We start from the raw sequence: 13,993 nt of genomic DNA, 5'->3' as shown, positions 1-13,993 counted from the left end.
ACGATGACTTCTTCTTCTGAAGGCCGTTCTGCACCGAACGCACCACGATCTGCAAACAAGCGTGGCGTTGCACGTCTTGCAGCCGTGCAGGCGCTTTACCAGATGGATGTTGCCGGTACTGGCGTCATGGAAGTCGTGGCTGAATATGAGGCCCATCGTCTTGGCAAGGAAGTGGATGGCACACAGTATCTCGATGCCGACCCACAATGGTTCCGCGCCATTGTTGCCGGTGTTGTCGATAGCCAGCTCAAGCTTGACCCAATGATTCATCAGGCACTCACCGAGGACTGGCCGCTGTCGCGTCTCGACTCGACCCTCCGCGCCATCCTGCGTGCCGGTGCTTGGGAATTGCAGACCCGCAAGGACGTGCCGACTGCTGTGATCGTTTCGGAATATGTCGATATTGCTAAAGCGTTCTACACTGAAGATGAGCCAAAGCTTGTTAACGCGGTGCTTGACCGTCTGGCCTTTGAACTGCGTGGCGAAAGCCGTGGCGCAAAGCCGCGTGGCCGATAAGCCTTAGCCACTCAGCAATTTCTCAAAAGGCTGCGAGAAATCGCGGCCTTTTTGCATTCTGGTATAGTAAAGCTGCTCCAGCGAATACCAAATCATTGAAACCGCTCTATCTATTTGTTTTTACGCGCATCTTGTTCCGACAACGACTTTGCCCTTTTCGGGATGCGCTATAAACTACGGCTTGACCTTTGCAGATAGCTTCCGCATGTTGGGCATGCGGCAATGCGAATGCTGAAATGCGAAAACCTTTGCCAATTATTTAATTTCTGGTCGGTGTTTTCAAAGTATTAAGAAGCCGAAGAAGCCCGGTGAATGGTCGGTTTCGGGCACTTCCATGCCGCTGTTGTAGGCCCGGGGAGGGGTTTTCGGGCCTTTAATGCGCCGATATATGCAGGCATCGCCAATATTGAGTGCGGTCTGCTTGTGACTGGCACGAGCTCATGGGAGTTGGCCTAAATGGGAATTGAAGTTCTTCTTCTCGTCATTGCCTGTGGTGTGATTTCCGTTCTTTTTGCCGTATGGGCGATCCGTTCTGTGCTTGCGGCGGATCAGGGCACACCACGTATGCAGGAAATCGCTGGTGCCATCCGTGAAGGCGCATCAGCCTATCTCACTCGACAATACACCACGATTTCCGTTGTTGGCGTCGTTGTGTTTCTGGCAGTCTGGTATCTGTTGTCGATCACCGCTGCTATAGGCTTTCTCATCGGAGCAGTCCTGTCCGGGTTGACCGGCTTCATCGGGATGCATGTTTCGGTGCGTGCAAATGTGCGTACGGCGCAGGCAGCTTCGTTAAGTCTTGCAGGTGGATTGGAACTCGCTTTCAAATCGGGCGCCATTACGGGGCTTCTTGTGGCCGGTCTCGCACTCTTGGGGGTCTCGGTTTATTATTTCATTCTAACTGTCTGGATGGGCTATTCGCCTTCCGACAGAACCGTCATCGATGCCCTTGTCGCACTTGGCTTCGGCGCTTCGCTCATTTCAATCTTTGCGCGCCTTGGCGGTGGCATCTTCACAAAGGGCGCTGACGTCGGTGGCGATCTGGTCGGCAAGGTTGAAGCAGGCATTCCGGAAGATGATCCGCGTAATCCTGCGACCATAGCCGATAATGTCGGCGACAATGTCGGTGACTGCGCAGGCATGGCGGCGGATTTGTTCGAAACCTACGCTGTTACGGTCGTTGCGACCATGGTTCTGGGGGCTATCTTCTTCACTGGCTCAGACGTCCTCTCAAGCGTCATGCTCTATCCGCTGGCGATTTGCGGCACTTGTGTCATCACTTCGATTGCTGGCACATTTTTTGTCAAACTCGGCGTCAATGGCTCGATCATGGGCGCTCTCTACAAGGGCCTCATTGCAACAGGTCTATTGTCTGTTTTGGGACTTGCTGTTGCCAACACGTTGACCATCGGCTGGGGTGAAATCGGCACTGTCGCAGGTATGTCGATTACCGGCACCAATCTCTTCATCTGTGGTTTGATTGGTCTCGTCGTTACTGGTCTGATCGTGGTGATAACCGAATATTACACCGGAACAAACAAGCGACCGGTTAATTCGATTGCCCAGGCATCGGTAACAGGGCACGGCACCAACGTCATTCAGGGTTTGGCTGTTTCGCTCGAATCGACCGCTTTGCCAGCAATTGTCATTGTTGGCGGCATCATCAGCACATATCAGCTTGCTGGACTCTTTGGCACAGCAATCGCTGTTACGGCCATGCTTGGCATTGCTGGCATGATCGTGGCCCTCGATGCTTTTGGTCCGGTGACAGACAATGCCGGCGGTATTGCTGAAATGGCCGGCCTTGATCCGGAAGTGCGAAAGTCGACCGATGCGCTGGATGCCGTCGGCAACACGACCAAGGCCGTAACCAAGGGCTATGCTATCGGATCGGCAGGTCTGGGGGCTCTTGTGCTCTTTGCGGCCTATTCTAACGATCTGGCTTATTTTGCCGCCAACGGCCAAACCTATCCTTATTTCGCGGATATGGGGCCTGTGTCATTTGAGCTCTCCAATCCCTACGTGGTTGCCGGTCTGATCTTTGGTGGACTCATTCCATATCTCTTCGGTGGTATGGCGATGACGGCTGTTGGTCGGGCAGGTAGCGCAGTGGTGCAGGAAGTGCGTCGTCAGTTCCGTGAGAAGCCTGGCATCATGACTGGAAAAGAACGCCCGGATTATGCCCGGGCTGTCGATCTTTTGACGAAGGCGGCTATTCGGGAAATGATTATTCCGTCGCTTCTGCCGGTTCTGGCGCCGCTTGTCGTCTATTTCGGCGTGCTGCTGATATCAGGCTCCAAAGCGGCAGCTTTTGCGGCACTCGGCGCCTCGCTGCTGGGTGTTATCATCAACGGTTTGTTCGTGGCCATATCCATGACATCTGGCGGTGGTGCCTGGGATAATGCCAAGAAGAGCTTTGAAGATGGCTTTACTGATGCTGATGGAGTGAAACATCTGAAGGGATCGGAAGCACACAAGGCTTCGGTGACTGGCGATACTGTTGGCGATCCTTACAAGGATACAGCAGGTCCAGCCGTTAATCCCGCTATCAAGATCACCAATATCGTGGCCCTCTTGCTACTTGCGGTTCTTGCTCATATGGCCTGATATTCGGACAACAAAAAAACCCGCCGAGAGGCGGGGTTTTTTTCGTTTGTATTCGATGTCAGTTGTTTCCGCCCATACCGCCCGGAAGCGATGTCGGAGCCTTGGCAACACCCTGGATGATCTGGCCGATGAAGGTCTGATCCTTGCCGCCGGTTGGCGTGGTGCGCGATACAAAATCGAAGATCTTGCCGTCTTGCAGACCGTAGTTCGCAATATGATGAACTTTGCCATCCTTGTCGAAGTAAACCGCAAGGATATGACGATCAACAATCTTGGGTTTCATGAATTGCACTGCACGGTAGCGCTTTTGTGAAATGTAATAGAACACTTCATTATCAAAGGTTGCGGTAGTTGATGGCGTACCAAGAGCCAGAAGAACCTGCTCACGACTGGAGCCAACAGGCACCGAATCGAGCGCTTCCTGATCAAGCACGTAACCCTCTGTGATCGTTTCGGACGGGTTTAGCGTGGATGCAGTGTTGCATCCGACGAGAGCCGCCGAAAAGAGAATTGCTGTGCCTGCGAGAAGGGCACGCTGTTTGCGTGCGCTTGGGAAAATTCGCTGCAACAAAGACCTCTCCATACATTCTATATCAGCGCGGCACTTTCGCCGTCGAGAGAACTTCGGTAAACCACCTTGCATCTGGATGCAACAAGTACGGTCGTACGAGAATGATTCTTCAACTTTTTCGCCGCAAATCAAAAGCAAATGAGACAGTTGTGCTTCGCGTTTACGAGACGATCGTGGCGGCGGCGCGGCAAAAGTGGTTTTATTCAGAATTTCAAGTGCCTGACACGCCACTTGGCCGCTATGAAATGCTTTCAGTTCATATTTTTCTCACCTTTCATCGCATGAAGGGTGCGCAGCCAGCGTTGATGTCGCTTGCACAAGACATCGCTGATGAATTTTTCAAGGATGTTGATCATTCCCTGCGAGAATTGGGAATCGGTGATCAAAGCGTGCCAAAGCGTATCAAGAAGCTTGCACGCATGTTTTATGGTCGGGTGAGTTCTTATGGTGCGGCGTTAGATTCCAATGATCACGAAGCTCTTGCGGCTGCTTTGACAAGAAACATCCAACCCGAGCTCGAATTTTGGCCACACTCTCACCATCTGAGTTCCTATATGTTCTCGTGCAGAGATTTGCTCACAGAAATGGATGACGGTGCTTTGGCAGCAGGGAATATTTCCTTTATAAATGTTGAAGATATGGTGTTTACACCAACTGATAATAAGAAAAAGGCTGACGATAATGACTGATAAACCGGCGCTGACCTATCCCGTTCCGGTTCTGCACCTGCCCCACAAAGGTCTTACGGTGAAGATTGGGACGAATGAAAAGGAAAGAGCGGCATTGAGTGTTGCGCATGGTTTGCAGTCTGTGAAATCCTTTGATGCTGAGTTTTTGCTGACACCATGGAAGAAGCGGGGCATTCGCGTCCGCGGTACCATCAAAGCAGAAGTCGTGCAGTCTTGTGTAGCGACACTTGAGCCGCTCGATGCAATGATCGACGAAGACATTGATACAATTTTTGTGCCTGAAGATTCCCGACTTGCAAAAGTGCAACTCGACGAAAGTGGCGAGTTGCTGCTTGATGCAGAAGGTGCAGACATTCCAGAAACATTTGTTGGTGACAGGATTGATTTGGGAGCAGTGGCGGAAGAGTTTTTTGAACTCGCACTTGATCCTTATCCACGCAAGCCGGGGCTGCCGGACGAGGTGGAGCCAATTGTTTTTGGCGATATGGAAGACGGAGATAAACCCGATTCGCCTTTTGCAAAACTCTCGGATTGGTCTAAGAAGCCGTGATTTAACGGATACTTGAGAGAATTTGGTTGTACACACCCGGAAAAACTCTATTTTCGCGGAAAAGCCCTCTCTTTTTTAAAAAGAAGATTTGGGGGCGAGGGATCGCACAGGATTAATCAAGAGTGATAAAAATTTCGATTGACGCCATGGGCGGTGATTTTGGCCCTGAAGTGGTCATCCCTGGTGCTGCGAAGGCGCTTGAGCGTCATCCTGATATCCGGTTTATCTTCTTTGGTTTGGCCGGCCAGGTTGAGCCTGTATTGGCACGATATCCGAATCTTCAGGCGGCGTCTGAGTTTCGTGCCAGTCAGGTTGCGATCAAAATGGATGATAAGCCAAGCCAGGCACTGCGCGCCGGCCGGGGTAAATCCTCCATGTGGCAGGCAATCGAAGCCGTCAAAACCGGCGATGCGGATGTTTGTGTTTCGGCCGGTAATACCGGGGCATTGATGGCCATGTCCAAATTCTGCCTGCGCATGATGTCTGATGTTGAACGTCCGGCGATTGCTGGCATATGGCCGACACTTCGTGGCGAGAGTATTGTTCTCGACATCGGCGCAACCATTGGCGCTGATGCACGACAGCTAGTAGATTATGCCGTTATGGGAGCGGGAATGGCACGTGCGCTGTTTGAAGTGCGCAAACCAACCGTCGGCCTTCTTAATGTCGGTACCGAAGAAGTCAAAGGACTTGATGAGATCAAGGAAGCGGGACAGATTCTGCGCGACATTCCCCTCGACGGCCTGCAATATGCGGGCTTTGTGGAGGGTAATGACATTGGCAAGGGTACGGTTGATGTGGTCGTTACCGAAGGCTTTACCGGCAATATCGCGCTCAAAACCGCCGAAGGGACCGCACGGCAGATGGCGCAAATGCTGCGCCAAGCTATGAGCCGAACTTTGCTCGCTAAGATTGGCTATATCTTCGCAAAAGGTGCATTTGATCGGATTCGTGAAAAGATGGACCCCAATAAGGTCAATGGCGGCGTCCTGCTCGGATTGAGCGGTGTCGTGATCAAGAGTCACGGCAGCGCAACGGCAGAAGGTTTCTGTTCGGCGGTTGAGGTCGGTTACGACATGGTTCGAAACCGCCTCCTTGAGAAAATTGAGGCGGACTTGGCGCATTTCCACCATAGCCATCCGCATGCTTCGAACAATGACGGCAACGAAGCGACTAAATGATAATTAGCCCGCAAAAGGGTATGAATTTTGACCGTCAGCTATGTCGGCATCGGTCAACTAGGACAGGAAAAAGCGATGATAAGATCTGTCGTAAGAGGAATAGGATCTGCTCTCCCCAAGCGGATCATGAAGAACTCCGATTTTGAGGGTGTTATTGAAACCTCTGACGAATGGATTGTTCAGCGTACGGGTATCCGTCAGCGTCATATTGCAGGTGAGGGCGAAACAACTGTTTCCCTTGGTGCTGATGCCGCGCGCGCAGCGTTGGAAAATGCTGGCCTTCAGGCTTCAGACATTGATCTGGTTCTGGTTGCGACATCGACTCCAAACCACACTTTTCCTGCGAGCGCTGTTGAAATTCAGCGAGAATTGGGCATCACGACAGGCTTTGCCTTCGACTTGCAGGCAGTTTGCAGTGGCTTCATCTATGCAATAACCACGGCGGATCTTTATATTCGTGGTGGCTTGGCAAAACGCGTTCTGGTTATCGGCTCAGAAACTTTCTCTCGCATTCTCGATTGGGAAGACCGCACCACGTGCGTGCTTTTTGGTGATGGCGCTGGCGCGATTGTACTCGAGTCGTCGGAAGGGAAAGGCCTGACGTCAGATCGTGGTATTCTGACAGCGAATCTTCGCTCTGATGGTAATCACAAAGAGAAGCTTTTTGTTGATGGCGGACCGTCTACCACGCAAACGGTGGGTCATCTGCGCATGGAAGGTCGTGAGGTCTTCAAACATGCAGTGGGCATGATTACCGACGTTATTGAAGCTTCTTTCTCCGAAACCGGGCTGACCGCTGATGATATTGATTGGTTCGTCCCACATCAGGCAAACAAGCGCATCATTGATGCATCGGCAAAAAAGCTCAATATTGCCGAGGAAAAAGTTGTAATCACGGTCGATCGCCACGGAAATACCTCCGCCGCATCTGTTCCTCTTGCCCTTGCAACTGCCGTAGCCGACGGTCGCATCAAGAAGGGAGACCTCGTTCTTCTCGAGGCAATGGGTGGCGGATTTACATGGGGTGCGGTTCTGTTGCGCTGGTAATTGGAAATTTGATAGGCCGCGAGGAAACTCGCGGCTTGACCGAACCACTTTTATTTGTGTAACCTCCTGTCACTTAAGGATATTATCTGTTCAAACACTAACCAGGCAGGTTCGGTTATGGGAGGTAAGACGGTCACGCGTGCTGATCTGGCAGAGGCTGTTTATCGCAAGGTAGGCCTGTCCAGAACAGAATCAGCGGCTCTGGTCGAGATGATCCTCGATGAGGTCTGTGACGCTATCGTTAACGGAGAAACTGTAAAGCTGTCGTCTTTTGCGACGTTTCAGGTCCGTGACAAGAATGAGCGTATCGGTCGTAATCCGAAGACTGGAGAGGAAGTTCCAATCCTCCCGCGTCGTGTTATGACCTTCAAAGCTTCCAATGTTTTGAAGCAACGTATTCTCCAGGAACATCAGAAGCGTTCAGCAAAAAGCGCAAAATAAGAGTTCATATCAAGCTGTAGATAAGCAATTTTCTTATTGTGCCGCCGCCCGTTCATATGGGCGGCGTTTTGCGTTTCATACTGACCATCCGATCTCAATTAATGCTATCAACGGCCTAATTTTATGTTTCCTGCTATACTGAAGAGGTGCTTATCAATTTCTGATATTATATGATCCTTAATAAGGCCGAGTCGGACCGCTAATATGGGAAGCCGAGAAGTTGGGGCTTTTCGTTGCTTTTTTTTATGATAAACGGCGTTGGATTATTGTGATATTATGGCTCGTACTGATGAAGTACTGATTGCCATTTGAACTATCTGGGCTGGCAGGGGAGGCCTTAGGGCCAACTAACCACTGGAAAGGGCAAGCAGATGGATAAGAGCCCTGATGCATTCAGGACTATTAGCGAAGTAGCGGAGGATCTTGATCTTCCACAGCACGTTTTGCGTTTTTGGGAAACGCGCTTTACACAAATCAAGCCCATGAAGCGAGGCGGTGGCCGTCGCTATTATCGACCTTTGGATGTGGAGTTGCTTAAGGGTATCCGTCATCTGCTTTATGATCAGGGATATACCATCAAAGGTGTGCAACGCCTTTTGCGTGAAAATAATGCCCAGTTCATTATTGCCCTCGGCAACGGCGATGTACAGGCGATCGAAGCCATTACACGCCAGAAGCAGGCGGCCGCTGAAAAACAGGCTATGGAAAACGCAGCCGATAACGAAATGGCGTTGCCAAACGGAATCAAGGCACCGCAGCCGTCCCGGAAGCTGTTTGGTTTGTTGAAAGGCGAGGATGACGGCCCGATTGGAGCGGATGGAAAGCGTCCGTCAAAAGACAATCGCGGCCTTTTGCAGGAGGCACTTTTCGATCTGTTGGAATGTAAACGCCTGTTGGATCAGGTTCGTTAAGCCCGTGTGGCGAAGAACATTTCCAAGGCGTGATGCGTAGCATCTTAAACCGTGGAACACTTGCCTCTCGGAGCATGCAAGATCATAACAAGGGAGGCTTCAGCCTCCCTTGTTGTTTTATGTAGATGATAATTTTAATCCGATAATGCCTGCAAGAATGAGTGTAACGCTTGCAATACGGAAGAAGCTTGCAGCTTCGCCAAGAATGAAGATACCGACCAGAAAGGCTCCCACTGCACCAATGCCTGTCCATATCGCGTAGGCCGTACCTAGAGGAAGGGTTCGCATCGCAAAGGAAAGCAACGCAAAACTTCCTATCATTGTTATAATGGTGATAATGCTGGGTGTGAGAAGGGAAAAACCCTCAGACTTTTTCATGAAATAGGCCCATACGACCTCCAGGCCTCCAGCTATTGCCAGATAAATCCATGCCATTTTATTGTGCTCCTTGAATATGGGCCGTCCCATTGTTGCTGTAACGAAAGGACGTCCTTTCGCCGGTTTTATATTTTTAGTGAGACGAATGCAGTGCATCATGCAATGACATTCAGGTTCGCGTTGTAAACACACTGGTTTACTCTCTCATGACGTGAAATATAGAATACCCGTTCAATTGGAACGGCGATTAGCGCCAAAATAGTCGGAACGCCTGCAGGCGTAAGCCGTCGAAAAAAAAGCCTATAATGAAGCAGATCGTATAGCGCTGGATTTTTAAAAGAGATCAGATAATCCGTAAACGAGCCTAATTCAACAATAGGCTTGATCTCATTATTCTCGATAGGCCACGTCATAGAGCATTCCTCTATGGGGCCGTCCCCTATACGAACAGAGGCGCAGGTCGTCCTGCACACCCTCAAAATAGCGGTAAATTGCAGCAGCAGCAAGTGCGCCTCTCCTCAAGCACCTAAGAAAACGTGATGAGAGCCAGCTAAAGCATATCGCGGAAAAGTGAGATTGGTTTTCCGATAACAACATGCATAAAAATAGAGAGGTGGAGTGAGTGCGATTGATACGATTAAACGCGACACGCTCTGGATTGAGGCGTCTTTTGCGATATGTTGATTAGAAAAATAATCTGGAGACGGAGCGATGGCTATTTCAAGACGAAATTTTATTGTTGCTGCTTCTATCGTGGGTGGAGGTGCTGCCCTTGGACCGTTTGAGAGGGCGCAGGCTACAGACAAGACTCCGGCTTCAAAGATAGAGAATCCTGGCTTTCATCGATTTCAGTTTGGCGATTTTGAAGTGACGACGCTTTCTGATGGTCGCAGAGCAGGTGAAGCGCCTGAAAAGACTTATGCGATCAATCAAGATCCGAAAGATGTCGCAGCACTTCTCGAAGAAAATCTGCTGCCTACCGATCGTTTCGTTAACAGCTTTACACCGGTCCTCATCAATACAGGCAAGGATCTTATACTGTTTGATACTGGCATGGGCGCCGTTGCACGTGAAGCCGGGCAGGGCAAACTCGTTGAGGCCATGGAGGCTTCTGGCTACACGGCTGATGACGTTTCTCTCGTGGTTTTGAGCCATTTTCACCCCGATCATATTGGCGGCCTTATGGAGGGTGAAAAGCCAGCTTTTGCAAATGCACGTTATGCAGCCGGACAAAAGGAGTTCGACTTTTGGACTGATCCAGCACGGCTCGGCACTCCAGCCAAGGGTGTTGCACAGCTGGTCGAGAAGAATGTGAAGCCACTCGCAGAAAAAACGATATTTCTTGATGACGGTAGTGAAGTTGTGTCGGGCATTCACGCGATCGGGGCCTTTGGCCATACTCCGGGACATCTTGCGTTCCGAGTCGAATCCGGTGGAAAATCCTTGATGCTTATCTCGGATACGGCCAATCATTCCGTCATCACACTTCAACGCCCTGACTGGCATGTCGCATTTGATATCGACAAGGAAATGGCAGTTGAAACACGCAAGCGAATGTTTGATATGATCGCCGCAGAACGGTTGCCGTTTATTGGCTATCACATGCCTTTCCCATCTCTGGCCTACTTACAAAGAGATGGTCAGGGCTATCGCTTTGTTCCCGAAACTTATCAAATTCGGAATAATTGATATGCGAGGGTAAAAAGAAAAACTGCCGCGATCAGGCCCAAAAAATCACTATTAATCTCCCCTCTAGTTAATTCAGAGGGAAGATTAATAGTGATCTATTTAGGGAGTAATCATAAGATAAAAAATGTTATAATTTTCAAAATTTTTACGTTTGAATATAAATTATATAGCAAAATAAGATTATTAGCTGCAATCGCAACTTCTTGCTGACCAAACTTAGGAATTGGATGCGATTGAAGTTCGCTTTTATTACAATTATGCCCGAGGGGCGAACAAGATGATGCAAGCTCCAGCAAAGGCAACGGTTGCGCCGATAATATCCCAGCGATCAGGTCGCATTCCTTCAGCTATCCATATCCATAAAATAGAAGCAATAATATAAATGCCGCCGTATGCTGCATAGGCTCGGCCAGCAGCGTCACTTTCAATAAGTGTAAGCAGATAAGCGAAGAATGCGAGGCAAATAAGCCCCGGAAACAGCCATAGTGCCGACTTGTCGAGCTTGATCCACGCCCAGAAGGAAAAGCAGCCCGCGATTTCAAATAATGCGGCGGCGGTGTAAATCAGGAGCTGCATTTTAGCTTGCCGTAGGATTGATCAGACAGTGATAATGAGGTCTCGAGCTGATGTTTATATTCCAGTCCTGCACAGCCCCATATAATACCAAACAGCAGGTAGAAATGCCGCCAGTGGTCAGTGTCGATGACGTTTCCAATTAGAATATGGCCGAGATAAGTTGCATAAGCGCAAAGTAGAAATGGTTGCCATGGACGGTTTCTGAAAAGAAGCTTCAAACCAATTGCTAATGTTAGGATTGTGAGCGTGATGAAACTCACAAAGCCGATCCAGCCGTATTCAAGAACGGCTTTCAGCCAGGTATTATGGGTATCTTCACCAAACAATGGTGCGAATGCGAGCGGACCTATACCCAATGGATGTTCGATAGCAAGCCACATACCAAGCCAGTGACGTGCAAACCGGCCAAGACGCGCACTATCATAACTTTGTTCAAATTGAGCACGTTCGAAAAAGAAGGTTCTTACATCGGGAATTTGTAGCAGCAGCAGAATTGCAAGGATTATCATAGCAACAGCTAAAGTGCCGATGAACACTAACCTTAATCTCAGCTTATTGCTCTCGCTTTGAAGTAATAGCACCACAAAAATACATAGGAAGGCCAAGGGGACCATACCCCATGCAGCACGTGAGAAAGATACAAGAATACCGAGGGTAAGAATGCAGCAGAGCGGAATGTAAACGACCAGATCACGCAGGTTGCCGCGCATTATACGATAAAGACACCACGAAAATGGCAATATCAGAAATGGTGCGTAGACATTCGGATCACGAAAGGCCCCCTTGGCGCGACCATAGCGCGTAAAAATGTCTGCGCCCGGAAAGAGGTTGAGATAACCGGCAATTCCAAGCCCAGACGATAACAGCGCGACCAGCAGATAGGCATTGAAGATAGTCTTGAGACGTCGATGGTCTGCTTCAATAAGAGCTGCATAGAAGACCGCCGTAAAAGCCAAAAATAGTGAAACAGTAATATAAAGTGGCGCATTTTTAGGATCTGCCATTTGCATGACGGATATCATGCCGCCGAAATTGAAAGCTGCAAGCAGAGCGAGTAAAACCAAACTGGTCCGCGTAAGCCGCATTCCAAAAAGCAAGGCTATCGAAATGAGACCAACCATATAAAGCTCGTAAGGAGCTGGTTCGCTCATCACAAAGCCGAGCAGGAAAACGCCTAGTCCAATACCGAAATTACTGAGCATTCTGTTGAGCGCACGTTTACCTGCAACGTCATGTACAGATAAAAGGCGGCGCGTTTCGGTCGCATCGCCTGAACTATGCGCGAGCGAACTCAATAGGCATTTTCCGTATTTAAAAGGCGAACTGGCGTGAGAAAGAGTATTTTCAGATCAAACCACAGCGACCAGTTCTCAATATAATAGAGATCATATTCTGTGCGCATACGGATTTTATCATTGTTGTCAATTTCTCCTCGCCAGCCGTTAATCTGAGCCCATCCTGTAACACCCGGCTTAACACGGTGGCGAGCAAAGTACCCATCCACAACTTCATTATAGAGGACATTGTGCGAGTGTGCTGCGATGGCATGGGGGCGTGGGCCGACAAGGGACAGAGATCCTGTCAGCGAATTGAAGAACTGCGGAAGCTCGTCAATGGAGGTTTTTCGAATAAAACGCCCGACCTTTGTGACACGGGGATCATTTTTTGTCACTGCATTGCGTGCTGTTGCATCACTCTGATCCGTGTACATTGAACGGAATTTCCAGACATTGATGATTTCGTTGTTAAAGCCGTGACGCTTCTGTTTGAACAGAACAGGCCCTTTGCTATCGAGTTTGATAGCAATGGCCGTCGCCAGCATGATGGGTGAAAGCAAAATAATGCCGAGCATACTGAAGATGATATCGAAAATGCGCTTGGCGACTGAATCCCAGTCATTGATTGGTTTGTCGAAAATGTCCAACATCGGTACCGTGCCGATATAGGAATAGGCACGTGGACGAAAGCGCAGGTGACTGTTGACTGCAGACAAGCGTATATCGACCGGCAATACCCAAAGCTTGTTGAGGATCTTCAGAATACGCTCCTCGGCGCTGATCGGTAGTGAAACAATCAGCATGTCGATGCGCGCAATGCGTGCAAACTCTATCAACTCTTTGATATTTCCCAGCTTCGGATAGCCTGCAACGATTGGCGGAGAACGCTTGTCGTCACGGTCATCGAAAATACCACAAATACGAATGTCATTATCCGTTTGCTGCTCAAGCGAGCGGATAAGTGCTTCCGCATTCGGCCCCCCACCAACAATGACGGCACGGCGTTCGAGAATGCCATTGCGCGCCCAGCTGCGGATTCTCCATGATACAAACAATCTTGAGACAATGAGGATGATAAGGCCGCTGAAAGCCCAGATCAAAAACCAGGCGCGCGAAAAATCCGAGGATACTTTAAGAAGAAAGCCTGTGACCGCAACGGCGCCAAGTACGGTCGCCCAACTGATGATAACGCGTTTCAGATGACGGCTAGGACTACGCAGAATATTAATCTGATAACCACTGTTAATTTCCATCAAAAGCACGAACAGACCACCGCTGGCGATCATGATGAGAAAATAATAAAATAAATGCGGAGTATCAAAACTCACATAATACGAAAAACTTAAAGCACCTGTCAGGAATACGATACCGAATTCAATCAGCCGTATGACACCACTCAGCATGGTTGGAGATAAGTTGTCACGTGCATATTGCGCAGCCATCTGGCGCGCCATAGGGTTTAATTCGACTTGCTCTTGCCCGCCGGAACCAATCGTGCCGCTGACATTGCTTGAATCTGGCTCAGCTCGAGAAGACTTATCGTTGTCGTGCACGGTTTAC

At 49.6% G+C, this 13,993-nt stretch carries 14 protein-coding genes; 9 read left to right on the top strand and 5 right to left on the bottom strand.

Annotation, left to right across the window (positions count from 1 at the left end):
• Positions 1-3: 3 nt before the first annotated feature.
• On the top strand, positions 4-516 hold the full coding sequence (gene nusB / locus H5024_RS08720; protein WP_007874461.1) for a transcription antitermination factor NusB: 513 nt from the start codon (positions 4-6) through the stop codon (positions 514-516).
• 456 nt (positions 517-972) lie between these two features.
• The gene (locus tag H5024_RS08715; protein WP_187545466.1) at positions 973-3,123 is read left to right on the top strand and encodes a sodium-translocating pyrophosphatase; all 2,151 of its coding nucleotides are present in this window, start codon (positions 973-975) and stop codon (positions 3,121-3,123) included.
• A gap of 58 nt (positions 3,124-3,181) precedes the next feature.
• Here H5024_RS08715 and H5024_RS08710 read toward each other — a convergent pair whose 3' ends face one another.
• Complete coding sequence (locus H5024_RS08710) at positions 3,182-3,694, bottom strand: outer membrane protein assembly factor BamE (protein WP_187545464.1); 513 nt, start codon at positions 3,692-3,694, stop codon at positions 3,182-3,184.
• Between the two features lie 101 nt (positions 3,695-3,795).
• Between H5024_RS08710 and H5024_RS08705 the strand changes: the two genes are divergently transcribed.
• The 6 genes from H5024_RS08705 to H5024_RS08680 all read left to right on the top strand — a co-directional run bounded on the left by H5024_RS08705 (position 3,796) and on the right by H5024_RS08680 (position 8,513).
• Complete coding sequence (locus H5024_RS08705) at positions 3,796-4,383, top strand: ubiquinol-cytochrome C chaperone family protein (RefSeq protein ID WP_187545462.1); 588 nt, start codon at positions 3,796-3,798, stop codon at positions 4,381-4,383.
• On the top strand, positions 4,376-4,933 hold the full coding sequence (locus H5024_RS08700; RefSeq protein WP_187545459.1) for a DUF177 domain-containing protein: 558 nt from the start codon (positions 4,376-4,378) through the stop codon (positions 4,931-4,933). Before H5024_RS08705 ends, H5024_RS08700 begins: the two co-directional genes overlap by 8 nt.
• A gap of 122 nt (positions 4,934-5,055) precedes the next feature.
• Positions 5,056-6,114: a phosphate acyltransferase PlsX gene (gene plsX / locus H5024_RS08695; protein ID WP_187545454.1), complete on the top strand. Its 1,059-nt coding sequence runs from the start codon at positions 5,056-5,058 to the stop codon at positions 6,112-6,114.
• A 75-nt stretch (positions 6,115-6,189) separates the two neighbouring features.
• On the top strand, positions 6,190-7,161 hold the full coding sequence (locus tag H5024_RS08690) for a beta-ketoacyl-ACP synthase III (protein ID WP_187545451.1): 972 nt from the start codon (positions 6,190-6,192) through the stop codon (positions 7,159-7,161).
• Between the two features lie 117 nt (positions 7,162-7,278).
• Positions 7,279-7,602, top strand: a complete 324-nt coding sequence (locus tag H5024_RS08685; protein ID WP_187545449.1) for an integration host factor subunit alpha — start codon at positions 7,279-7,281, stop codon at positions 7,600-7,602.
• A 371-nt stretch (positions 7,603-7,973) separates the two neighbouring features.
• Positions 7,974-8,513 (top strand): MerR family transcriptional regulator, encoded by a 540-nt coding sequence (locus tag H5024_RS08680; protein ID WP_187545446.1) that lies wholly within the window; start codon positions 7,974-7,976, stop codon positions 8,511-8,513.
• Positions 8,514-8,630: 117 nt separating this feature from the next.
• Here H5024_RS08680 and sugE read toward each other — a convergent pair whose 3' ends face one another.
• On the bottom strand, positions 8,631-8,948 hold the full coding sequence (sugE, locus tag H5024_RS08675; RefSeq protein WP_187545443.1) for a quaternary ammonium compound efflux SMR transporter SugE: 318 nt from the start codon (positions 8,946-8,948) through the stop codon (positions 8,631-8,633).
• A 654-nt stretch (positions 8,949-9,602) separates the two neighbouring features.
• Between sugE and H5024_RS08670 the strand changes: the two genes are divergently transcribed.
• Complete coding sequence (locus tag H5024_RS08670) at positions 9,603-10,580, top strand: MBL fold metallo-hydrolase (RefSeq protein ID WP_187545441.1); 978 nt, start codon at positions 9,603-9,605, stop codon at positions 10,578-10,580.
• A 255-nt stretch (positions 10,581-10,835) separates the two neighbouring features.
• Here the strand turns inward: H5024_RS08670 and H5024_RS08665 are convergent, their stop codons facing one another.
• From H5024_RS08665 to H5024_RS08655, 3 genes are read right to left on the bottom strand one after another with little or no spacing between them, the layout of a single operon-like run.
• Positions 10,836-11,156, bottom strand: coding sequence for a YnfA family protein (locus H5024_RS08665; protein ID WP_187545439.1), 321 nt, complete (start codon positions 11,154-11,156; stop codon positions 10,836-10,838).
• Complete coding sequence (locus H5024_RS08660; protein WP_187545437.1) at positions 11,144-12,451, bottom strand: O-antigen ligase family protein; 1,308 nt, start codon at positions 12,449-12,451, stop codon at positions 11,144-11,146. The genes H5024_RS08665 and H5024_RS08660 overlap by 13 nt, the downstream gene beginning before the upstream one ends.
• Entirely contained in the window at positions 12,448-13,986 is a 1,539-nt protein-coding gene (locus tag H5024_RS08655) for an undecaprenyl-phosphate glucose phosphotransferase (protein WP_187545435.1), read from the bottom strand. Before H5024_RS08655 ends, H5024_RS08660 begins: the two co-directional genes overlap by 4 nt.
• Positions 13,987-13,993: the final 7 nt, after the last annotated feature.

Source organism: Ochrobactrum sp. Marseille-Q0166, assembly GCF_014397025.1.
Classification (GTDB): Bacteria; Pseudomonadota; Alphaproteobacteria; order Rhizobiales; family Rhizobiaceae; genus Brucella.
This window is presented reverse-complemented; position numbering and strand designations above follow the sequence as displayed.